Source organism: Nostoc sp. KVJ20 (genome assembly GCF_001712795.1).
Classification (GTDB): Bacteria; Cyanobacteriota; Cyanobacteriia; order Cyanobacteriales; family Nostocaceae; genus Nostoc.
Genome location: NZ_KV757583.1, coordinates 32,251 through 54,560 on the forward strand (window position 1 = coordinate 32,251; position 22,310 = coordinate 54,560).

Here is a 22,310-nt window from a genome sequence, read left to right on the forward strand (position 1 = left end):
GTTGAGTTATCAGACGATAAAAAGATAACTGTAGCGATTCCTGATTTACTAATAAAAACCTAACCCCCTTCTCTTTTCCTACCAAGGAAAGGGCAGAAACAGCCTTTATTTCTAAATAAATTACGAATTACGAATTATACAAATGTATCTGCACATAATTAAAAAGTGATCGCCCTTTTTCCTTTTTCCCTTTATCCTGCTGTTGACAAATTCTTGATTTAATAAAAATCTGACTTCTCACGTTATGTAGAAAAGCTAATGCTAAACCTAAGCCCTGAGCAAACTTCATTACTAGGGAATGGAAGCGAGGTTTTCTAGAGAATAGTAAAAAGTCAGATATTGCAATGAGTAGAAAAAGAGATTGTGTCTCTCCTACCCCCAAGTAGAATCAATGCTCAGTTCACTTGGAACTAAGCTTAATAGATAGGCAAACGGATTAATCACGACCCCATTTGCGATCGCGCTCATAGCGACGGTAATTATCACGAATGTTGCGAAGGTTATTATCCCGGTCATAACGGCGATTATTGTCCCGGTCATAACGGCGATTATTGTCCCGGTCATAACGGCGATTATTGTCCCAGTCATAACGGCGGTTATTATCGCGGTCATAGCGGCGATTATTATCGCGGTCATAACGGCGATTATTGTCGCGGTCATAGCGGCGATTATTGTCCCGGTCATAACGACGGTTATTGTCGCGAATGTTGCGAAAGTCGTTCCGACGGTCATCATCACCATTTCTGTAACGACGACTATGACGTTCGTAGTTACCATCATCGTTGCGATCGTAGCTGTAGCTATCTAACTCAGCCAGATAAGACACTGGTGTATTAGCATCAGCTTTTGGAGAAATAGCCAAGGCTGAAGCAGATGCTATCAAGCCGGCGAGCAAAATAGAGGTAAAGCGATTCATGATGTGAGTCAAAAATTGTTGACAGTAATTTATGCAAGTCCAGTCTGTTTAGGAAGAGCAGATTCCACAAGTCTTTAGATCAATCCTATCAGTGTTGAATAACTCGAAAAGTTTTCTTGAGTGCGGTGATTAAGAAAACTTTTGTTGTCTGTGATACTTTTAAACTATTGATTTTGATTAGTCCACAGAGATGGACTTAATTTATGTATAGGACTCATATTTGATTTCTGAAAAAACTCAGTACAACTAAGAAGCCTTCTTGACTGTTGACTGTAGCAAGATTGCCTATTGCTTGTCTACGCAAATTCGTTCAGAAATCAAAGCGGATTTCTATAGTAGTGAATTTTATTCGCCAAAAACTTTTAAAACATTCTCTCATTGATATTCTTCAGCACTGCTACCAATTTTTCAATATGTGCTGCTTCATGAGTTGCCATTAAAGATATTCTGATACGGCTTGTGGGCACTGTAGGAGGACGAATTGCTGGGGCAAAAATACCAGCCTCTCTTAGCTGTTTTCCAGCTTTGAGTGCATCTGTAGCACTGGGCAATTGAAAACATAATATAGGTGATTCAGAAGGCAGTAATTTTAAGTTAGGTAACTGTTGTTGCAGTAAATTTTTCAAGTAATGTACGTTTTGCCACAATTGGGCACGGCGTTGCGGTTCTTGTTGCACTATCTTGATTGCTGCTAAGGCCGCTGCGGTATCAGCAGGCGAAAGCCCAGTGGTATAAATCCAACTGGGTGAGCGGTTTCGCAAAAAGTCAATTAGGGCGCTACTTCCCGCTACGTATCCGCCTAAACTACCCAAAGCTTTACTCAAAGTGCCGACTTGAATTAACTGTTTTCCCGTGTACCCAAAATGCTCGACACACCCAGCGCCAGTTTTTCCTATGACCCCAGTAGCATGGGCTTCATCGACTAGCAGCATACAGCTAAATTGATCAGCGAGATCCAACAGTGCAGGTAATGGACATAAATCGCCATCCATGCTAAAGACGCTATCAGTAAGAATCAAACAGCGTCGGTAGTTTTGCCGCTGTTCACTCAACTGAGTTTTTAGGACTGCAATATCACAGTGCGGGTATTCTACAACTGCTGCACCACTGAGAATCGCCCCGTTTTTCAGACTGGAATGATTGTACTGGTCTGAGAAAACTAAATCACGCTTGCCAACGAGGGCAGTAATTGCACCCAAATTTGCTAGATACCCTGAACTAAATACCAAGGCATCTTCTGTTTGTTTGGTAGATGCGATCGCTTCCTCTAACTCCCTGTGTAATTCTCTATGCCCACTGAGTAATCTAGAACCAGTACTACCAGTTCCAAATTCGGCGATCGCAGCAGTTGCAGCTGCCATCAACCGCTCATCCCCAGCCAATCCCAAATAGTCATTACTGGCAAAATTAATTACCTTTTGCCCAGCTAAAACCACCATTGCACCCGGACGACCATTGATAGGTTGTACCGAACGATACCAGTCTGCCCGATGAATTGTTGCTAAGGACTGTTCTAGCCAAGCATAAGGATCGCTGGGGATTAGGGATTGGGGATTGGGGACTGGGGATTGGGGACTGGGCATTGGGAATTGGGCATTGGAAGAGAGAATAACTTAATAACTAATGACAAATGACAAATGACAATTAAACTTGTTCGCTACTGAGATGAGCGATCGCTTGTTTAATCCAATCTTCGACATAGGCATCTTTGGGTAGTCCAATATCTTCACTGACTACATGGAGGGCGTGACTGACCTCATGGGCAGTATATCCCAAGGCGAAGAGAGTCATTTGCACCTCTTCGAGAATTCCTGGTGCTGGCCCACCTGTGGCGACGAAGAACCCGGCTGATTTGCGCCACTCGACTAATTTGCTTTTCAGTTCCAAACAGATGCGTTCAGCGATTTTTTTACCGACACCTGGAGCCTGAATTAAGATTTGTGTATTGCCAGCGATAATTGCTTGGACTAAATCTGGTAGTTCCAGAGTGTCCAGGAGTGCGATCGCTAAGGCTGCACCAATCCCTGTGACAGTCAGCAAGTGGCGAAATAAATCGCGTTCAGATGGCGAAGCAAAGCCATAAAGAAAGGGCACTTCTTCGCGAATTTGCAAATGGGTAAAAATTTGCGCCACTCCTCCCGACTCTGGTAACTGGTTTGCTAGGCGTTGGGGAACTTGCAAATCATACCCCAAGCCATTCACTTCCAGGGTCAGAATCACGCGATTAGCGCCAATTGTTTGGATACCAGCGACTATACCTTTTAGATAACTAATCATTACAAGAGACCAAAATAATTTAAGCCTTCAATAATTCCACCTGCACAAAAACCTTTTGCCAGGTAGCGATGATCAACGGGATACTCATCGTGCCATTGGAGTAACTCTTTTCGGGCATTCCCCACAATGATTCCCCGTTCGTTGCCTACAGCAAATAAAGCAATATCATTACCTGAATCACCACAGACAACTGTTTGTTCTGCTGCAAATTTCCACTTCTGGCGTAAAAACTGCATTGCCTGACCTTTATCGCTGCTATGGGGTACAATGTCAAGGTCAATACCGCTACTGTAGATTAACTTTACATTTAATTTAGATTTCTGCAACTCTGCTTCAAGTTGTGGTAGAACATTCGCAGATACTTCTTGTTCTAGAAAAAAACTCACTTTGAAGGGACGCTGTTCTGAATCTGGTTGCCGAACTAACTCGCGGTATTTCTGGGTAATAGATAATACAGTTTCCCGTTCCCATCCCAGAGAGAGGATTTCTGACCAATCTGAATCTGGAGTATCAGTACCATCAAGGTAAATTTCTGTACCGACAGAAAGAACGAGGGCATCAGGTTGTAAAAGATTTTTTTGGGCTTGGAGTTCTTTATAAAGTACAGGCGATCGCCCGGTAGAATAAACAATTTTAGTGCCATATTCTTGGCGATGTCTCTTCAGCAGTTGATTTAGTTCTGGCAAAGCGCTGTCATCGCCAACGGTGCGGTATACAAGGGTGTCATCTAAATCGGTTACAAAAAGAAATGGTTTCATAATTAAAGCTCTTGCAAAATTTCGTTATTCTACCGCGCGAAGAGAATTTTGCAAGAGATTTATTTGCTGAATTATTTGTGTAGGTTGGGTGGAGTGAAACGCAACCCAACATTACCACCTTATTATGTTGGGTTACGCGATCGCTGCACATTGGTGTCAACTTAACGCGAAACCTCACGTCCGCCAGGGATTGTAAATCTGTCTCATAGCTAAAGTCCTCTGAAGAGGACTAAATGCACATTGGTGTCAACTTAACGCGAAACTTCACGTCCGCCAGGGATTGTAAATCCCTGTCTCATAGCTAAAGTCCTCTGAAGAGGACTAAAGAGTGCGAAAATTTTCAGTCTACTTCAGTAGACTTGAGCAATTAGTCTCTTAATTATATTTCCTGGCGGGTGAACAACACCTAATCAGTACGCTATTTTTGGCTTAAGTTGACACTAATAATCGCTGCACCTAACCTACAAAACTACTGTTTTCAAGGTAGACGAGGTTTAGGTTTTACCCTTTACTCATATATTTCCACCCTGCCCTCTGCCTCCTGCCTTCCTCGATAAATTTATAAGCTCATTACAATGATTGTTGCAAATGCTTAAGCCTTTCTTATACATGGAAGAGTATTTGTTGCAAAGCATTAAGCATTTCCAACAACTAATTATACATTTCCTGCAAATGCTTAAGCCTTTCTTATACATGGAAGAGTATTTGTTGCAAAGTATTAAGCATTTTCAACAATCAATTATACATTTCCTGCAAATGCTTAAGCCTTTCTTATACATGAAAGAGCATTAGCTGCAAACGCTCAAATTTTGACAGCTAATGTTTAAATTTGAGCGATGTCTACAGAGACGTAGCACCAAAAAACAATGTAGAGAAGTGTTTCGCTGTGAATTTAGGCACTTTAGATCCCCCCTTGCAAAGGCTACAGTGTAGACACAAGTTGAAAAAAGATCAATTTCTCATTGTTCTTTCGTTTATCTCGTTCCTATGCTCAAATTAAATGAGTAATGAGTAATGAGTAATGGGTATTTACTCATTACTTATTACTCATTACTTAAAAAACGCGAAGAATAACTTTCCCCACTGCAAATTTTACTCCTCTTGGATTGGAAAGGATTGTGCATGAATTTTTGACCCCTAAAAAGTTACAAAGTCAACACACTAGGCTCTGCCTCTAGTCAAATATTGAGTCAGAGACTCAGTGAATGCATTCCCAGTCGGAGACTGGGAACGANNAAATGCTTATCAAGCTAGGTTTTTAGGATTTGTGTGTACACCGTAGCCTTAAAAAAGGGGGAACCGGAGTCAAAGTCCCCCAATTTATCGGGGGATTTAAGGGGATCTAAAACTTTTGATACCGACAAGAGGACTTTTTAAACATCCTCTTAATCTATAGGACTCATATTTGATTTCTGAAAAAACTCAGTACAACTAAGAAGCCTTCTTTCCTATTGCCTGTCTACGCAAATTCGTTCAGAAATCAAAGCGGATTCCTATAGTTTGATTTATTCCCACCAACTTACTTACAAGCGATACATCCAAAAAGTAAAGAATTGCCAAGGTTTGTTACACAAAATATTCTATGGGGAATTCTAAACTGACTAAAAAAATTCCCTGAAAAAGTTATGAGCGCAAAAGTGGATATAACTGTGACACTGGCAGGCTACCAAATTAGAGAGCAACTATACTCAGGTTCACGCACACTCGTGTATCGAGCTGTCAGAGAAGCAGATAACCAAGCAGTTGTGATCAAGCTTTTAAAACGGGAATACCCCACCTTTAGCGAACTCGTACAGTTTCGCAACCAATATGCCTTAGCCAAAAACCTAGATATTCCTGGGATTATTAAGCCCTATAGCCTAGAACCCTATAATAATGGCTATGCTTTGGTGATGGAAGATTTTGGTGGCATATCACTGCGACAATTTACAAAAGAACAGCCGCAACACTTAGACCAATTCCTAATTATAGCCCTACAACTAACAGAGATTCTCCACCAGTTACATCAACAACGGGTGATTCATAAAGACATTAAACCCGCTAATATCCTGATTCATCCAGATACCTTGGTGTTAAAGCTGATAGACTTCAGCATTTCCTCCTTGTTACCGAGAGAAACCACTGAAATCCAAAATCCCAATGTCCTGGAAGGGACTCTGGCTTATCTATCACCAGAACAAACAGGACGCATGAATCGGGGGATTGATTACCGCAGTGATTTTTATTCATTGGGAGTAAGTTTCTTTGAGCTACTGACAGGAAAAGTGCCTTTTGATTCTCAAGATCCGATGGAGTTAGTGCATTGTCATATTGCAAAACTTCCTCTGAATGTGTGCGATGTCAACTCTGAGATCCCTTTGGTTCTGGGAGACATTATTCACAAGCTAATGGCGAAAAATGCCGAAGACCGCTACCAAAGTGCGTTGGGACTAAAGCATGATTTGCATCTATGTATAGAACAACTAAACGAAATCAGGAAAATTGAGAATTTCTCGATTGGAAAGCGAGATATAAGCGATCGCTTCGTAATGGCAGAAAAACTCTATGGCAGGGAGCAAGAAGTTAAAATACTACTAGAAGCATTCGAGCGGGTTGCCAATGGGGCATCGGAGTTCATGTTAGTGGCGGGATTCTCCGGCATTGGTAAAACGGCAGTGGTGAATGAAGTACATAAACCCATTGTCCGGCAACGAGGCTACTTTATTAAAGGCAAGTATGACCAGTTCAATCGCAATATTCCCCTCAGTGCCTTTGTCCAAGCCTTTCGTGACTTAATGGGGCAGTTGTTAGGCGAAAATGACACCCAATTAAAGCAATGGAAGAAGAAGATTCTGACAGCTTTGGGAGAAAATGCTCAAGTAATTATTGAGGTGATTCCTGAGTTAGAGGAGATTATCGGGCAACAATCTCCAGTGGTGGAACTCTCAGGAAGTGCTTCCCAGAACCGTTTTAATCTGTTGTTCCAAAAATTTATTCAAGTATTTACTACAGTTACACATCCCTTGGTGATGTTTTTGGATGATTTGCAGTGGGCAGATTCAGCATCATTAAACTTGATTCAGGTGTTGATGGGACAAAGAGAAAGCGGTTTCATGTTATTGATTGGTGCATATCGTGATAATGAAGTTTCACCTGCTCATCCGTTGACATTAACGTTAGAAGAAATTAATAAAGCTGGCACTACAGTCAATACAATCACACTAGCTCCCTTGAGTCAAGAAAGTTTAAATTTGCTAGTTACAGATACATTGCAATGTCCGGCAGCGATCGCGCAACCTTTAACCCAGCTAGTCTATCAAAAAACTCAAGGAAACCCCTTTTTCAGCACACAGTTTCTCAAGGCATTACATGAAGAGGGAGCAATTGAGTTTGATCCTCAAGCTGGGCATTGGCAGTGTGATATTAGTGATGTGCAATTGCTCTCTCTGAGAGATGACGTGGTAGAGTTCATGGCAATGCAGTTGCAGAAGTTGCCAATTGTCACTCAAAATGCCCTGAAACTAGCCGCGTGCATTGGTAACTCTTTTGAATTAGCAACACTGGCAATTGTCTATGAAAAGTCTCAAGCTGAAACTGCTACTGACTTATGGAAAGCCCTTCAGGAAGGATTAGTAATTCCCAGCAATGATATTTACAAGTTTTATCAATCAAAATCAGAGTTGTTGATTGAGGAGAATGAACAGATAGAAGCAGATAATAAAGTGATTGTTTTCTACAAGTTTCTGCACGATCGCGTCCAACAAGCTGCTTATTCACTCATTCCCGATAACCAAAAACAACTGATGCACTTAAAAATTGGGCAATTGCTTTTAAGTGTAATGAACGAAACGGAAAAAGAGGAAAAAATCTTTGAGATTGTTAATCAATTAAATAAAGGAGCCGATTTAATTGTCTTAGAATCTGAACGGGAAATATTAGCGAAGCTAAATCTAGTTGCTGCCCAAAAAGCAAAATCTGCAACCGCTTACGTTGCGGCAATTGAATACACCACTAAAGGCATAGAACTTCTCACAGCAAATTGTTGGCAGCAATCCTATGAATTAACGTTAGCTCTGCATGATTTAGCCGCAGAATTAACTTGTCTGAGCGGTTACTTTAGGCAAATGGAGCAGATAGTTGACGAGGTAGTGCAAAATGCTCGTCAATTATTAGATAAAGTGAAAGTCTATGAAGTAAAAATTCTGGCTGATGTAGCCCAGAGTCAGCAACCCAAAGCCATTAAAACCGCTCTTTCTGCTTTGGAATTATTTGGAGTGTCGTTTCCAGAGCAGCCGACTAACGCAGAGATTACTGAAAGTTTGCAACAGACTCAAGATGTATTAAAAGAAAAACATTTAGAAGATTTGTTGGAACTGCCGGAGATGAAAGACCTCCGAGGTCTGGCAGTGATCCGAATTTTAGCGACTGTAACAGCAGCAGTCTATCAAGCGGTTCCAGCATTACTGCCGTTAATTGTGTGCAAGCAGGTTAGATTATCGGTTGTTTATGGTAATGCTGCGGTATCAGCACAGGCTTATGCTTGGTATGGAGTAATTTTGTGCGGTATTGGAGAAATAGATTTAGGCGATCGCATTAGCGAACTGGCAATGGGACTACTATCACGCTTCGAGAGTAGAGAATTTAAAGCCAGCACGATTAACATGGTTTATCCCTTTGTGAAGCCCTGGAAACATCATATTCAAAATTCACTCGCTCCTTTGCTTGACGGATACCATAGCGGTCTGGAGATGGGTACTTTAGAATATGCTGCCTACTGTGCCTACAATTATTGTTCGCTGTCCTATTTTCTCGGAAAAGATTTGTCAATCTTAGAACCAGAGATGAAGGTTTACAGTCAGGCATTGGATCAACTTAAACAGGAAGTTGCTCACAATTATTTGAGAGTCTTTTACCAATCAGTTTTAAATTTATTGGGACAGAGTAAGTGTCCTTGGGAAATTAAAGGTGTGGTTTATGACGAAGAAATGATGTTGCCCAAGCATCAGCAGGCTAACGATCTCTATGCAATGGGAACACTGTATATTAATAAATTAATTCTTTGTTACTTGTTCAATGAGTGGGAACAAGCAATGAAAGTGGCAGTTGATGCCAAACAATATTTGCATGGTGTATCCGGCTGTTTCATGATTCCGGTGTTTCACTTTTACGATTCATTGACTCATTTGGCGGTGTTACCCAACGCCCAAGGTAAGGAATCACTGCCCCAGGAAGTTGTTAGCAACCAGAAGAAGCTCAAAGAATGGGCAAACCACGCCCCTACAAACCATTTACACAAATTTTATTTGGTGGAAGCAGAGCAGTATCGGGTGTTGGGACAGATGTATGAAGCTATGGATTACTACGATCGCGCAATCGCATCCGCCAAAGCAAATGCATATATTCAAGAAGAAGCCCTCAGCAATGAACTAGCAGGGAAATTTTACCTCAACTGGGGCAAAGAAAAACTTGCCCAAGCATATATGCAAGAAGCGTACTACTGCTATGCCCGTTGGGGAGCTAAAGCCAAAATCACCGACTTGGAACAGCGCTATCCTCAGCTTTTGACCGCAATTGTGCAACACCCGCAACCATTACTTAGTCCATCTAACACAATTTTTGCCCCATCTTTTAATTCTACTCAAACCTCTAGCTCAAGCAATATTACAGAATTGCTCGACCTGACAACCGTTCTCAAAGCCTCTCAAACTCTTTCTAGTGAAATTGAATTAGAAAAACTCCTAATGATGCTGCTTCAGATAGTGATTGAAAATGCTGGGGCAGAAAAATGCGTGTTAATGCTGCTGCAAAGCGATCGCTTGGTGATTAAAGGGGCTATCACCGTTAATACTCAACCCATCGTTCTGCAAAAAATTCCAGTGGAGGAAAGCCAGGATATTCCTTTGAGAGTGATTTATCACGTCAAACATTCCTTACAACCTTTGGTGTTGGCAGATGCCACTACTCATCCAGTCTTTGCCAGTGATAGTTACATTTTGAGCCAACAGCCAAAAAGTATATTATGTAGTCCAATTCTCTATCGGGGTGAATTCGCGGGTATCCTGTATTTGGAGAATAACTTGACGACAGGAGCATTTACTAGCGATCGCGTCGAACTGCTTAACCTGTTATGTACTCAAGCCGCCATTTCTCTAGAAAATGCCCGACTTTATGAGCAGGCACAACAAACACTGCTAGAACTGCGTGCCAGTGAAGCCCGCTTCCAAAAGGTGGCTGACAATATTCCAGGGATGGTATTCCAATTCTGTTTGGCTACCGATGGTTCTTTCTGGACACCCTACGTCAGTTCAGGTTGCTATGACTTGTATGAGGTTGATCCAAAGGCAGTCATAGCAGGGGTACATAACATTCACCTCATGGCGCATCCAGACGATTTCTCAACCCTGGGACAGTTAGTTGCTGATTCTGCCCGAATGTTAACGCCTTTTAGTCACGAGTGGCGAATTGTGACTCCTTCAGGCAAAACCAAATGGATTCAATGTGTTTCTCGACCAGAACAGCAAGCTGATGGCTTGATTGTGTGGGATGGGGTGGTGATTGATATTAGCAATGTCTACGACGAGCTTCGTTTACGCAAACTGGCAGAGCAGCAACTACAAGAGAAAGAGGAGTTTCTGAGCAGCATCTACAACGGAGCCGAAATGAGCATTTTTGTTGTGGATGTGTCGGAAGATCGTCGCTTCTATTACGCTGGATGGAATGCTCTTTCGGAACGAGCGTGTGGAATTCGTAGTGCTGATGCCGTAGGCAAAACGCCCGCTGAAGTGCTTGAGGCAGCACAGGCTGAAATTATGCAACAACAGCTTACTGAGTGCGCTAGAACGGAAATGCCCGTTTATCATGAGCAGTGCCTAACCTTTGATGGGCAAGAAACTTGGTGGATGATCAATTTCAACCCACTCAAGAATAATGAGGGACGGATTTACCGGATTATTGGCACAAGCTTTGAGATTAGCGATCGCAAACGTGCCGAAGCCCAATTAAACCAGCGCACAGTAGAATTAGAGCAAACTCTGCAAGAACTCCAGCACACCCAAACCCAGATGATCCAAGCTGAGAAAATGTCAGGATTGGGACAACTGGTGGCAGGTGTTGCCCATGAAATCAACAACCCAGTCAACTTTATCTTCGGCAATCTTAGCCATGCCAATGAATACACCAAAAATATTCTCAGACTCCTGAAACTTTATCAGAAACATTACCCAAACGCCCATTCTGAGATTCAAGAAGAAGCCGAAACGATGGACTTGGAGTTTTTAGTAGAAGACTTACCCAAACTTATTTATTCCATGCGAATTGGAGCAGAACGCATTCAAAAAATTGTTGTCTCTCTACGCACTTTCTCCCGCATGGATGAAGCCGAGATGAAAGAAGTCGATATTCATGACGGCATTGATAGTACAGTGATGATTCTGCAACATCGACTGAAAGCTAAACCTGATTCTCAAGGCATTGAGATTGTCAAAGCTTATGGGGAGTTACCGCTAGTCGAGTGCTATGCCGGACAACTCAATCAAGTGTTTATGAATCTTTTGAGCAATGCCATTGATGCCCTAGAAGAAGCGAACAATCAACACCAACTCTTAACTCCTACCATTACGATTTGCACTACCCTGGTAGAAAGAAAACAAGTTGCCATTAAAATCACAGATAACGGCCCTGGAATTCCTGCTGATCTCAAGCAAAAATTATTTGATCCATTCTTTACGACAAAACCTGTCGGTAAAGGCACAGGAATGGGACTTTCCATTAGTTATCAGATTGTGGCTGAAAAACACAAAGGCAAATTACAGTGCGTTTCCGAACTGGGGCAGGGAGCCACATTCATCATCATAATTCCAATTTGCCAATCTTAAGCCCCCACGAAATTTTCAAGTTGGTGGTGCAACAATTCCTGCGCCGGTCTGAATCCCCGACTGATAGCGTACTCTGTAAGAGTTGCAAGCTACGCTTTTAGCGTCTCGTAGANNCTTGTCTACGACACGCTACGCGAACGATAGCGGAGCGGTAGCAAGTCTGCGAGCGTCGCGTCTTTATTCTGACTCCTGAATTCTGACTCCTGAATTCTGACTTCTGAATTCTTCTTCAATCATCACTCAAAGTTTCAATCAACAAATCTACCTGCTGCTGTCGTTGCTGCAAAAAACTTTCACACTGGCGCAAATATTCAACAGCACTTGCAAATTGCTCAAATACCGCTTCCAACTCCAACTCACCCGCTTCGATGCGAGTAATAATTCCCTCTATTTCAGCAACCTTCGCCTCATAATTCCAACCTTCCTCAGAACTAGAAGCACTCTTACGTTTAACCATTAACCTCTCTGCGTCCTCTGCGCCTTTGCAGTTCGTTCACTTCTATAACCTTCACTTTAACCCCACCCTGCCCTAACTGGATTACTAATTCTTGCCCCACAGCCAACTCTGCCGCATCACGAGCGATCGCCCCATCTTCCCTTCTCACCACCGCATAACCACGCTGCAACACCGCTTTCGGGTCAAGACTAGCCAACTTTTGCCGCAATAATTCTAGATGTTGCGTTGCTTGCTGCGATCGCCCCGTCGTAATTTGCACTAAATGCTGACGCTTCCAAGCTAACTTTTCCACTTCCTGCTGCACTTGCCGATCTAAGCGCAAACGTCGCAAACGGTTTCGGAATCCTTGCAGTTTATTCTCAGCATTTTCCCTAAAGTCATGCACCGCTTCATGTAAAGCTACAACTCGCCCCCGATGCTCGGTATACAATTCTGAAAGTGCTGGCACAATCATTTCTGCCGCCGCAGTGGGTGTATGCACACAAGCATCTGCAACTAAATCTGCTAAAGATTCATCTCGTTGATGGCCGATACCAGTAATTACAGGAATGGAACAACTAGCCAGCGATCGTACCACTCGTTCATCATTAAAACAAGCCAACTCTTCCACCGCGCCGCCACCCCGCGATAAAATTAGCACTTCGGCGCGTCCATCTCTTTCCACCCGCTCAATTGCTTTCACGATAGATTCCGGTGCTTGCTCACCTTGTACTGTGGCGGGAGAAAATAAAACGTGTAAACCTGGATACCTTTGCTTGAGAGTTTTTTGAATATCACCCCAAGCAGCAGCCGTTGGTGAAGTGACGACAGCGATCGTTTGGGGGTGGATGGGGAGCGATCGCTTTCTTTGCGCGTCGAATAATCCCTCAGCCAGCAAACGATTTTTTAGTTGTTGATAGCGTAGCGCCTGTAAACCAACGCCAGCAGGTAGAGTTTGCCAAACTGATAACTGATACTCTCCCCGTTGCGGATACACGCGAATACTACCCAAAATGATTATCTGCTCACCGGGAACAGGCATTTGGGCGAGTTTTGGCAATTGGCTATTCCATACCACACACTTAATTCCGGCGGTGCGATCGGTATCTTGCAGTGTAAAAAATAACCCACTCCGATGGTGGTTAGCGCTGGAAACTTCGCCAGTTACCCAAACTTGCCGCAATTGTTCATCTTGCTCTAACAGCAAGCGGATATAGTCAGTTAATCCAGATACCGAAAGCGCTGTATCGAGAATCAGAGAGTCGGGAAGGTCGAAAGTCATCAAAGATATACGAAAGCAAAAGCCTAATCAAATTTTAGCAAATAACGTTAATTGATAGCTATTTTGTTGAATAATCAAACTGAAAATATCCAAAAAATCTATTAGACTTAAATTAATCACTAAATAGAGTTTAAAAGCATATTAGACTTAAATCAATCACTAAACAGAGTTTAAAAGTATAATGGAAAAAATAGAAATTGAACTAGACAGACTCACTTTTGAGCGAGCAAAAACTCTGGCAATAGTCAATCAATCAACTTTATCGGAATTGATTAGTCACGTAATTGAACGTTTATCAGAAGTTCAGAAAAAGAACGATCCCTTAATGGGATTATATGCTGATGTTACAGAAATTGTTGATGAAATTGTTGCCGAGGCGATGGAAAAAAGAGGATATACTGGATCAGATGAATAAAGTAGAAAAATCCCTATAATTTAAATGTGTTTATTCCGATATTTCCTAAAATTTTCCAACTGGTGACTTCCAGGCTTAGGCATCCGATTGAGGAGGTAAAATACGTAAATCACATAGGATTGATTTATGAAAGTGATATTATTTTTTCCAGTTTAATTTTTCAGGGTTTCTAAAAAAGACTTCATGATTCCCCCCCCCAAAATTTTCGATGCAAGCAACACTAAACAATGTTAAAAAAGCAGCTAATAATTCACCAGTAGAGTCCGCTAAATTATGTAAACAATAAATATCTTCTAAAACATCACTTGAAGTTGAGCATAGCTCTAAATCCACTTCTCTTCTCGTGCTTCGTAAACCAGTTTTTGATATTTTATCAATTTGAATAGTTAAATTGCTTGGTTGGTAATAAAGATGAAATTCTCCAACGGTTATTCCATTTTTTAAAATACTTTCCCGCTCTAATTTCTCCATTTGCTGTAATTCTGCAATCGTATATTTTTGTATATTGTGGTTACTCATTTTAATAAACTCCGTTGCATTTGTTATCAATGTCATAGCACAAAATATTTTTAAGTGCTTGTGTCAACATAATTTCACATATTCTGCTCACATATTCTGCATAACGGCAAAAACACACCGCTTAAAAAACCCCCCTAACGCCACCCAGGGCTGATTCATTCCATTTCAAACAGGATTTGTCAAGATGGTTAGCGAGAAAATTGTAAGTAAGCGTGACGAAGAGATGAACATTTAAGCACTTAAATATCAGTAAAATAGTTCATTTTATCGGCACGCTGGTAACAAAATAACCAATTTAAAATTGCTAGAACCCTTGATTTTTCTAGCTATTTAGGGAATGAATCAGCCCTGCTAACGCCACCGCATCCAATCCATGAACCCATTCCCCCACAATCCCCTTCATACCCAGTAGCACGTCTGAACCTGTAAGCTATAGCCTGCAAAGATTTGACACCCGATTAACCGGAATTTTTTACCCTTACTACACCATTAGCGCTCTCTATGAGGAAACGTTGACAACTACAGTTCTGATAAGTAATAAAGGAATACTAGGACTATTAATTGAGGTATTCCCATGAGTGGTATTTTGAAATTCGATGATCTATACGGCAAAACAATAGAAGAAGGTGAAGAACTAATAAAAGGTTTCAGCTATGAGTTACGAGTAAAGAATGGAAAGTCCCCTACAAAACCCACTCAGGGAGCTAACCAAACGATTGTAGTTGTCCTAGAAGACGGAAAAATAGTTAGCTTCAAAGTGATTTAATACAGCAAATTAGAGAATTAGAAAATGTAGCTAATTTAGAAGAATTTAAATCTTTAAAGCGTGAAATGAACGCCAAGTATAACTAACTAACTCCTACACCACCCAGAAACCCACCCCACTCATTCCCCCGTTATCCCAATTCTCACCCCGTAGCGCGTCTCTAGCTGTGGGGTTTTGCTTTGGTGGTTGAGTGCGATCGCGGTAAGGTAGGTATTCTCAATAAACAAGTAGAAAAAATAGGCTTTAAAGTAGATAGTGTAAAGAGTTGACAATTTTTAAATTGAAATATGCATTATTAGGAAATATTTCTGATAATAAGTGCGTCAAAACTGCGTCACTTTTTTCTGTTTTCAAAAAAGTGACGCAGAAAAAAAACGCTAAAAAGTGCATAGTTGTAAGGTTTTTTTTCAACTGGGCGCAAAAAACTGCTACTCTTGGGGAGATGATATGCTAATTGGTATGGGCGATCGCTCCTAATTTACCAACCTCCGCAAATGCTCACGAGTACGGTTCTGCTGAAAGTGTTGTTTAAATAATTTTTCTTTGAAAATCCCTTGCTTACCCAGCCAAAAAAAGCTATCTCTGAATGCAAGTTGGTATCATTGTGCAGAGCTACCCTAATTTGGTAGCGATCGAGTTACGATCTTGTCACACCCCTTTTTTGATTTGAGAAGTCCTATTCCAGAATTTTCTGGTTAAAATAGTATATCTGTTCTACTCAAACTCCGAAATCAACACTCCTTAAAACCATATATTTAGAGGCATTAGAGGCAGAAATGGCTATCAACACCGATACTTCCGGCAAGCAAAAAGCACTGACTATGGTGCTAAACCAGATTGAGCGCAGCTTTGGTAAAGGGGCAATCATGCGCCTGGGCGATGCTACCCGGATGCGGGTGGAAACAATTTCTAGTGGAGCGCTTACCCTAGATTTAGCATTGGGTGGTGGTTTACCCAAGGGGCGGGTAATTGAAATTTATGGGCCGGAAAGTTCTGGTAAAACCACAGTAGCGCTACATGCACTCGCCGAAGTGCAAAGAAATGGCGGTATTGCTGCCTTTGTTGATGCAGAACACGCCCTTGATCCTACTTATGCTGCGGCATTGGGTGTAGATATTGACAATTTGCTGATTTCCCAACCTGACACTGGTGAATCAGCTTTGGAAATTGTTGATCAGCTTGTGCGCTCTGCTGCGGTTGATATTGTAGTCATTGACTCAGTAGCAGCACTGGTTCCTCGTGCTGAAATTGAAGGCGATATGGGTGACGCCCACGTTGGTCTGCAAGCACGGTTAATGAGCCAAGCTCTACGTAAAATTACTGGCAACATTGGTAAATCTGGCTGTACAGTAATTTTCATCAACCAGTTGCGGCAAAAAATCGGTGTTACTTACGGTAGCCCAGAAACTACTACTGGCGGTAACGCATTGAAATTTTATGCCTCGGTGCGCTTGGATATTCGTCGGATTCAAACCTTGAAAAAAGGTACAGATGAATATGGTAATCGGGTTAAAGTCAAAGTCGCCAAAAATAAAGTAGCGCCGCCTTTCAGAATAGCGGAATTTGACATTATTTTTGGTAAAGGTATTTCTACCTTGGGTTGTGTTGTTGACCTAGCAGAAGAAACTGGCATTATTATCCGCAAAGGAGCTTGGTATAGTTACAACGGCGATAATATCTCCCAAGGACGAGACAACGCCATTAAGTATCTAGAAGAAAAGCCGGAATTTGCTGAAGAAATTAAGAAACTGGTGCGGGAAAAGTTAGATAAAGGCGCTGTTGTTTCTGCTAACTCCGTAGCTAAAGCCAGTGAAGAAGATGAAGAGGATGAAGTTGATTTAGAGCCAGAAGAATAAGGAATGTGGATTTATTAATCTGCAACCGCTAATAGAAGGTGCGTTATGAAGAGAGCTAACGCACCTTATTTTTTCCAAAAATCAAGATTTGGGCATTAGATTCTTCCTCCCCTGCTTGCGAAAGCGATGGGATATTTTTTTAGTTTGAAGTCCCTAACTGCTTGCCCACTGGACAATGCCATTAGAAAAAGAGTCAATTAATTTTTCTAAAGCTTTAATTTCATTTGATTTCAAAGCTTTCGACTTTAACAAATTTTGTATTTGCTTTTCCAAATCTGGAGTTAACTTTTTAGTTTGAATAATTTCTTGAATAAATGTATCCAGTGTTAAAGATTGATAAAGCTCCTGAACTTGAGCGGCAACTCCCTGAGTGCTAAAGCGGGACTGAACCCAATTTTGTGCAGCATTGCCATAGCTCTGTTTTAGGGTCGGATTTTTTAGCAGACTATGAATAGCGATCGCCAATGCCTTAGAATCACAAGGAGGAACTAAAAGTCCGGTTTCACCATGCACCACTGTATGCTGCAATCCTCCCACATTACTAGCAATTACAGGTGTTCCGGCTGCCATTGCTTCAATCGCAACTAAACCAAAAGGTTCGTAGTAACTCGGTACAACGCAGATATCCCCAGTGGTATAGTAAGTAGGTAAGAGCGCTTGAGAAATTCGTCCCGTAAAAACTGTAACTGCTTTCAATCCCAGTTCGTTCACCAAAGTTTGAATGCGTTGCTGTTCTTGGAAGTCTGCTCCATCTTCGCGGCTACCACCAACTAGATAGAGTTGAAATGAATCAGGCAAAGTGGCGCAGGCTTTTACTAGGGTTTCAACTCCCTTGCGGGGGTCAAAGCGTCCTACATACAAGATAATCTGAGAATCTGGAGCAATTCCTAACTGTTGGCGAGCAACTTCTTGACTTACAGAACCAAAGTGTTCGGTATCAATTCCGCACGGAATAACTTTAATACGTCCATGTTGCGAAATTAACTGACGTAAGTCTTCTACTTCTTGAGGGCTAGTGGATATGACATAATCTGCTTGTTCTAAAGTAGCTTTCTCCACACAATCACGAATTGCAGCAATCTGCGGCGGATTCTCCACATTGCGGTATTTAACTGCCCCTATAGAGTGATAGGTATGAACTTGAGGTAATTCCAATCGAGATTTAAGTTCCAATCCTACCCAACCAGAAAGCCAATAATTAGTGTGAATCAATGCATAGCTGTGCCCTGTTCGGTTTTGAAAATTCAGCCAAGCTTCTACAAATTCCGGTAGATATTCAAATAAATTATTTCTAGAAATGAATTCTGCTGGCCCAGCATTTAGACGAATAGTGCGACATCCTGGTGCTAATTCCACAATTTCTTCTTGATTGAGGTGTTCGCGTCGGGTAAACATATCAACCTGACAGCCGCGTTTTGCTAATGCTAACCCCAATTCTCGCACGTAGACATTTTGACCACCTGCCCCTTCTTTGCCAATTTCAGCTGTAGGGTCGCCATGAACTGAAATTAGCGCATATATGGGTTGAGAATTTGGGGGTTGAGAATTTTGGGGTTGAGAATTTGGCGCTTCTGGAGCAGAATTTTCTAGAGATTTAACTAAATTTAAAGAGGCAAGAGTATTCATAATTAAAATTTCCTTGTAAAGGACACAAAATTTCACAAATGAGATACTTGTAGTAAAGATTCTAATTTTACAAGTTACCTATCATCCAAATAAACGTGTAAAAACCTTCTAGGAAATATAAACTTCCCAACGTAGTTTTGTTCTGATATATTACGCTTGAAAAGTTGAAAGATCGGTTAGTAATGGGGGAAAAATCAGTGATTAGAAAAGTAATGTTATCTAAATAAATCTCTATATTAGGACTAATATTTTATTTTTTAAATCCACTTAGAGTATGTTAGCGATAGGAGAATGCAGCATCCTAAAGTTGTGGTGTGTTAGCCCCGGATTTCTCACTCATAGTGTGGGAGGTGTGTGAGGTTTGTTGCTTTTTTCTATCTCCCCACACTCCTTGGATTTCTCACTTGTGATAAATCCAGGTTAGCGGAGGTCAAAATTAAAATTCTCCAAGTCAATAATTAAATCGATTTGGAGAACTGGTAGTGTAATGAGGTTAATTTCAGTAATTTAATTGCAGTTTAACAATCAATTGTGGAGATAATGGGCAAATATAAGGTAGAAATCGGTTAGTTTTCTAAAGCTGCTTTAAGCGATAGCCCAATCCATGAACTGTCTCAATAAAATCATCGGCAGCACCTACGTCTTTAAGTTTATACCGTAAACTCTTAATGTGAGACTTAACAGTTTCTTCGCTGGGTGGATCATCCAGTGACCAAATACGCTCAATAATTCCGGCTCGACTTAGCACCCGCCGACCGCTCGAAACCATTAGTTCTAAAAGAGCAAATTCTTTGGGTGTTAGGTGTAAGGACTGGCCAGCATAGGTGACTTCATAAGTGCTAGGATTTAAACGCAGATTACCCCAACCAAAGTCTAGGAAAGATGTGGTGGCATTATTACGGCGCAACAGTGCGCGAACACGAGCCATTAACTCTGACATTTCAAAAGGTTTGACCATATAATCATCTGCCCCAGCATCCAACCCGGTAATTTTGTCACCAAGGGTATCGCGTGCTGTTAACATGAGTACAGGTATTGTGCGATTGCGCGACATGCTCCGCTCCCCAATAGGCGATCGCAAGCGTTGACAAAAACTCACACCATCTAACTTGGGTAAGGTAATATCTAGCACCAATAAATCATATTCCAAGACTTTGATGCAATCCCACGCTTGTTCTCCATCTTGAGCCACATCTACCACATATTGACGATCAATTAGGGCTTCCATCAGCATTTCTGCTAGCTGTACATCATCTTCAACTACCAAAATCCGCATTGTTAGAATATTTGTGAATTAAAAACTAGGATGAATCCCAATATCTAACCTTAATACTTTAATACTTTCAATTTGATTTAGGACGAGGAAATATTTGAAGAAGAATTCAGAAGCCGGAATTCAGGAGCGGAGCCGGAGACGTTTCCGTTAGCTCCGGTCAGAATCCCCCACAAGAGTGATTCTGACCCGCCACTCATTGTAGACTACCAAATTTTCAATTTGGTGGGGGTCTTAAACCCATTTATTCATCCTGAATTCTGGCTCCTGACTCCTGAATTCTGTTTGATAAAATTAAAATTCTCCAAACAAACAATTAAATTTATTTGGAGACATTTTAGTGCAAGGAGATTGATTTTGTATAAAATTTTAACAACTAGTTGTGGAGATAAAAGGCAAAAATCGGGTAGAAATCGGTTAGTCATAAAAGTAATTCTGAACTAGTACAGCACGGCGGAAATAAACCACCCATTCCCAATCAACAAAACCCTTATGCTGTCTTCATTTTTAATTTTTAATTCCACCTTGCGGTACTAGGCTTCTGTTGGAAAATATTTACTTTGATATAAGGTCTTGGATAAGATGTGGACTCTGAACGATTAATTGATTGTTTCTATGAAATGGTCGCTGGAAAGAAAATGGATTGCCTCTGGTTTTGGCTTGTGTTTATTATTAATGGGTACAGCTAGTCTCATTTCTTACCAAAATGCTACTCAGTTAATTGCAAGTAGCAATCAAGTGAAGGATACGCATGAGGTAATGAAAAATATTATCGACATTTTTGCTACACTAACCGATGCAGAAGCAGGACGTAGGGGTTATATCCTATATGGAGAGCAATCAGAACTAAAACGTTACTATCAGGCAATGCAAAGCCTAGATACTAAAGTCCAAAAGTTGCAGCAACAAATTGCTGATGACTCCTCTCAACAGCAGCAACTAACGAAGCTAAAATTCTTCATTACTCAAAGAGTTGAGTTATCTAAACAGTCAATTAATCTCAAAGAAACAGGTAAATCAAGCTTTGCTATTCAAGCACCTCTAATTATTCAAGGCAATCAAAACCGGAATCAAATCCGTGAAATACTTACCCAAATGCAAGCTAGGGAGGAACAGTTATTGCAAATTTCGGTTAGAGATTCTCAAGATAATATCCGCAACCGGATGTTAATTGAATTCCTCGGTACTTTCTTGAGTTTTGCTATTTTACTAGGGGTTTATGCCTTGCTTTATCAACAATTAGTTAAGCGCCAGCAAGCAGAAACTATTCAAAAAACTCTAGCTCAAGAAAAAGAACTTAGTGAATTGAAATTGCGCTTTTTTTCAATGGTATCCCATGAATTTCGTACACCATTGAGTATTATCTTAGGGTCTGCTCAACTATTGGCTCAAAGTAATCAGCAGTGGACAGAAGAGAAGAAACTTAAAAATCTGTATCGCATTCAATCTTCAGCTAGGTCAATGAACCAGTTACTAACCGATATTTTAACTTTGACTAGGGCAGAAGCTGGTAAATTGGAATTTAATCCAGAACTGATGGATTTAGAAGCATTTTGCATTAATTTAATAGAAGACCTCCAATTTTGTAATCAACAACAGCATACTATTAAATTTATCAGTCAAGGTAACTGTACTCATGCCAAATTAGATGAAAATATACTGTATTCGATTTTGACTAATTTACTCTCAAATGCAATGAAATATTCACCTCCAGAGGGAAATATTTTTTTAATTCTTAGTTGTGAACCACACGCAATAATTTTCCAAGTCAAAGATAATGGGATAGGAATTCCTTCAGAATTTCATCAGCATTTGTTTGAGCCTTTTCATCGTGCTAATAATGTAGGCAAGATTGTTGGTAGTGGACTAGGACTGGCTGTGGTGAAAAAATGTTTAGAAATACATCATGGAGAAATTTATGTAGATACTGAGATAGGAGGTGGAACAAGTTTCACTATAAAATTTCCCCAACAGGGAACAGTAATAGTCAAGAATAAATTAAGCAGCCATAATTAATGAAAATATCTTGCTCATGAACTAGTTTCGGATGGCAGTCCTGAATCAATATAGGAATCCGGTTTGATTTTTGAACTTACTTGCGTTGGCGAAAAATAGGCTTTTTGAGTTGTACGTTGTTTTTTAAAAAATCAGTACAACTAAGAAGCCTTCTTGACTGTTGCCTATTGCCTATTGCCTATTGCCTGCCTACGCAAATTAGTTCAGAAATTAAAGCGGATTCCTATAGTATGCTACGGGCTAGGAAATAAGACAGAATATTTTGATAGGTAAGAAAGTTTAAGTTGCACATCTGGTAAATTAATTTTAACAATCGA

14 protein-coding genes are annotated in these 22,310 nt (G+C 40.9%); 5 read left to right on the forward strand and 9 right to left on the reverse strand.

Annotated features, from left to right (window positions below; translation table 11 throughout):
- Window positions 1-436: 436 nt before the first annotated feature.
- From A4S05_RS08435 to A4S05_RS08450, 4 genes are all read right to left on the reverse strand, one after another.
- Window positions 437-916: a hypothetical protein gene (locus tag A4S05_RS08435; protein ID WP_256090874.1), complete on the reverse strand. Its 480-nt coding sequence runs from the start codon at window positions 914-916 to the stop codon at window positions 437-439.
- A 362-nt stretch (window positions 917-1,278) separates the two neighbouring features.
- The gene (bioF, locus tag A4S05_RS08440; protein ID WP_176726952.1) at window positions 1,279-2,499 is read right to left on the reverse strand and encodes an 8-amino-7-oxononanoate synthase; all 1,221 of its coding nucleotides are present in this window, start codon (window positions 2,497-2,499) and stop codon (window positions 1,279-1,281) included.
- A 61-nt stretch (window positions 2,500-2,560) separates the two neighbouring features.
- Window positions 2,561-3,193, reverse strand: coding sequence for a Holliday junction branch migration protein RuvA (gene ruvA, locus A4S05_RS08445; protein ID WP_069069384.1), 633 nt, complete (start codon window positions 3,191-3,193; stop codon window positions 2,561-2,563).
- Window positions 3,193-3,951 (reverse strand): sucrose-phosphate phosphatase, encoded by a 759-nt coding sequence (locus tag A4S05_RS08450; protein WP_069069385.1) that lies wholly within the window; start codon window positions 3,949-3,951, stop codon window positions 3,193-3,195. The genes ruvA and A4S05_RS08450 overlap by 1 nt, the downstream gene beginning before the upstream one ends.
- A 1,625-nt stretch (window positions 3,952-5,576) precedes the next feature.
- Here A4S05_RS08450 and A4S05_RS08460 point away from each other — a divergent pair.
- Window positions 5,577-11,804: an ATP-binding sensor histidine kinase gene (locus A4S05_RS08460; protein WP_069069387.1), complete on the forward strand. Its 6,228-nt coding sequence runs from the start codon at window positions 5,577-5,579 to the stop codon at window positions 11,802-11,804.
- 229 nt (window positions 11,805-12,033) lie between these two features.
- On the opposite strand, the gene xseB is transcribed toward A4S05_RS08460, so the two are convergent.
- Together xseB and xseA are read right to left on the reverse strand one after the other, a co-directional pair.
- Window positions 12,034-12,261, reverse strand: a complete 228-nt coding sequence (gene xseB / locus A4S05_RS08465; RefSeq protein ID WP_069069388.1) for an exodeoxyribonuclease VII small subunit — start codon at window positions 12,259-12,261, stop codon at window positions 12,034-12,036.
- Complete coding sequence (xseA, locus tag A4S05_RS08470) at window positions 12,254-13,522, reverse strand: exodeoxyribonuclease VII large subunit (RefSeq protein ID WP_069069389.1); 1,269 nt, start codon at window positions 13,520-13,522, stop codon at window positions 12,254-12,256. Before xseA ends, xseB begins: the two co-directional genes overlap by 8 nt.
- 181 nt (window positions 13,523-13,703) lie before the next feature.
- Between xseA and A4S05_RS08475 the strand changes: the two genes are divergently transcribed.
- Window positions 13,704-13,937: a hypothetical protein gene (locus tag A4S05_RS08475; protein ID WP_069069390.1), complete on the forward strand. Its 234-nt coding sequence runs from the start codon at window positions 13,704-13,706 to the stop codon at window positions 13,935-13,937.
- A gap of 138 nt (window positions 13,938-14,075) precedes the next feature.
- Here A4S05_RS08475 and A4S05_RS08480 read toward each other — a convergent pair whose 3' ends face one another.
- On the reverse strand, window positions 14,076-14,456 hold the full coding sequence (locus A4S05_RS08480) for a hypothetical protein (RefSeq protein WP_069069391.1): 381 nt from the start codon (window positions 14,454-14,456) through the stop codon (window positions 14,076-14,078).
- Window positions 14,457-15,030: 574 nt separating this feature from the next.
- On the opposite strand from A4S05_RS08480, the gene A4S05_RS08485 reads away from it, so the two are divergent.
- The gene (locus A4S05_RS08485) at window positions 15,031-15,222 is read left to right on the forward strand and encodes a hypothetical protein (protein WP_069069392.1); all 192 of its coding nucleotides are present in this window, start codon (window positions 15,031-15,033) and stop codon (window positions 15,220-15,222) included.
- Window positions 15,223-15,998: 776 nt separating this feature from the next.
- A complete protein-coding gene (gene recA, locus A4S05_RS08490) occupies window positions 15,999-17,078 on the forward strand; it encodes a recombinase RecA (RefSeq protein ID WP_069069393.1) in 1,080 nt (359 codons plus the stop codon).
- A gap of 153 nt (window positions 17,079-17,231) precedes the next feature.
- On the opposite strand, the gene A4S05_RS08495 is transcribed toward recA, so the two are convergent.
- Window positions 17,232-18,704, reverse strand: coding sequence for a glycosyltransferase (locus A4S05_RS08495; protein WP_069069394.1), 1,473 nt, complete (start codon window positions 18,702-18,704; stop codon window positions 17,232-17,234).
- A gap of 574 nt (window positions 18,705-19,278) precedes the next feature.
- Complete coding sequence (locus tag A4S05_RS08500) at window positions 19,279-19,980, reverse strand: response regulator transcription factor (RefSeq protein WP_069069395.1); 702 nt, start codon at window positions 19,978-19,980, stop codon at window positions 19,279-19,281.
- Window positions 19,981-20,592: 612 nt separating this feature from the next.
- On the opposite strand from A4S05_RS08500, the gene A4S05_RS08505 reads away from it, so the two are divergent.
- A complete protein-coding gene (locus A4S05_RS08505) occupies window positions 20,593-21,993 on the forward strand; it encodes a sensor histidine kinase (RefSeq protein WP_069069396.1) in 1,401 nt (466 codons plus the stop codon).
- Window positions 21,994-22,310: the final 317 nt, after the last annotated feature.

What these genes read in the sequence shown, in the direction of transcription:
- recA (WP_069069393.1), top strand. Translation starts at nt 15,999, where the DNA reads ATGGCTATCAACACCGATACTTCCGGCAAGCAAAAAGCACTGACTATG.
- A4S05_RS08495 (WP_069069394.1), bottom strand. Translation starts at nt 18,704, where the DNA reads ATGAATACTCTTGCCTCTTTAAATTTAGTTAAATCTCTAGAAAATTCT.
- ruvA (WP_069069384.1), bottom strand. Translation starts at nt 3,193, where the DNA reads ATGATTAGTTATCTAAAAGGTATAGTCGCTGGTATCCAAACAATTGGC.
- A4S05_RS08475 (WP_069069390.1), top strand. Translation starts at nt 13,704, where the DNA reads ATGGAAAAAATAGAAATTGAACTAGACAGACTCACTTTTGAGCGAGCA.
- A4S05_RS08460 (WP_069069387.1), top strand. Translation starts at nt 5,577, where the DNA reads ATGAGCGCAAAAGTGGATATAACTGTGACACTGGCAGGCTACCAAATT.
- A4S05_RS08480 (WP_069069391.1), bottom strand. Translation starts at nt 14,456, where the DNA reads ATGAGTAACCACAATATACAAAAATATACGATTGCAGAATTACAGCAA.
- xseB (WP_069069388.1), bottom strand. Translation starts at nt 12,261, where the DNA reads ATGGTTAAACGTAAGAGTGCTTCTAGTTCTGAGGAAGGTTGGAATTAT.
- A4S05_RS08435 (WP_256090874.1), bottom strand. Translation starts at nt 916, where the DNA reads ATGAATCGCTTTACCTCTATTTTGCTCGCCGGCTTGATAGCATCTGCT.
- A4S05_RS08485 (WP_069069392.1), top strand. Translation starts at nt 15,031, where the DNA reads ATGAGTGGTATTTTGAAATTCGATGATCTATACGGCAAAACAATAGAA.
- xseA (WP_069069389.1), bottom strand. Translation starts at nt 13,522, where the DNA reads ATGACTTTCGACCTTCCCGACTCTCTGATTCTCGATACAGCGCTTTCG.
- A4S05_RS08505 (WP_069069396.1), top strand. Translation starts at nt 20,593, where the DNA reads ATGAAATGGTCGCTGGAAAGAAAATGGATTGCCTCTGGTTTTGGCTTG.
- A4S05_RS08450 (WP_069069385.1), bottom strand. Translation starts at nt 3,951, where the DNA reads ATGAAACCATTTCTTTTTGTAACCGATTTAGATGACACCCTTGTATAC.
- bioF (WP_176726952.1), bottom strand. Translation starts at nt 2,499, where the DNA reads ATGCCCAGTCCCCAATCCCCAGTCCCCAATCCCCAATCCCTAATCCCC.
- A4S05_RS08500 (WP_069069395.1), bottom strand. Translation starts at nt 19,980, where the DNA reads ATGCGGATTTTGGTAGTTGAAGATGATGTACAGCTAGCAGAAATGCTG.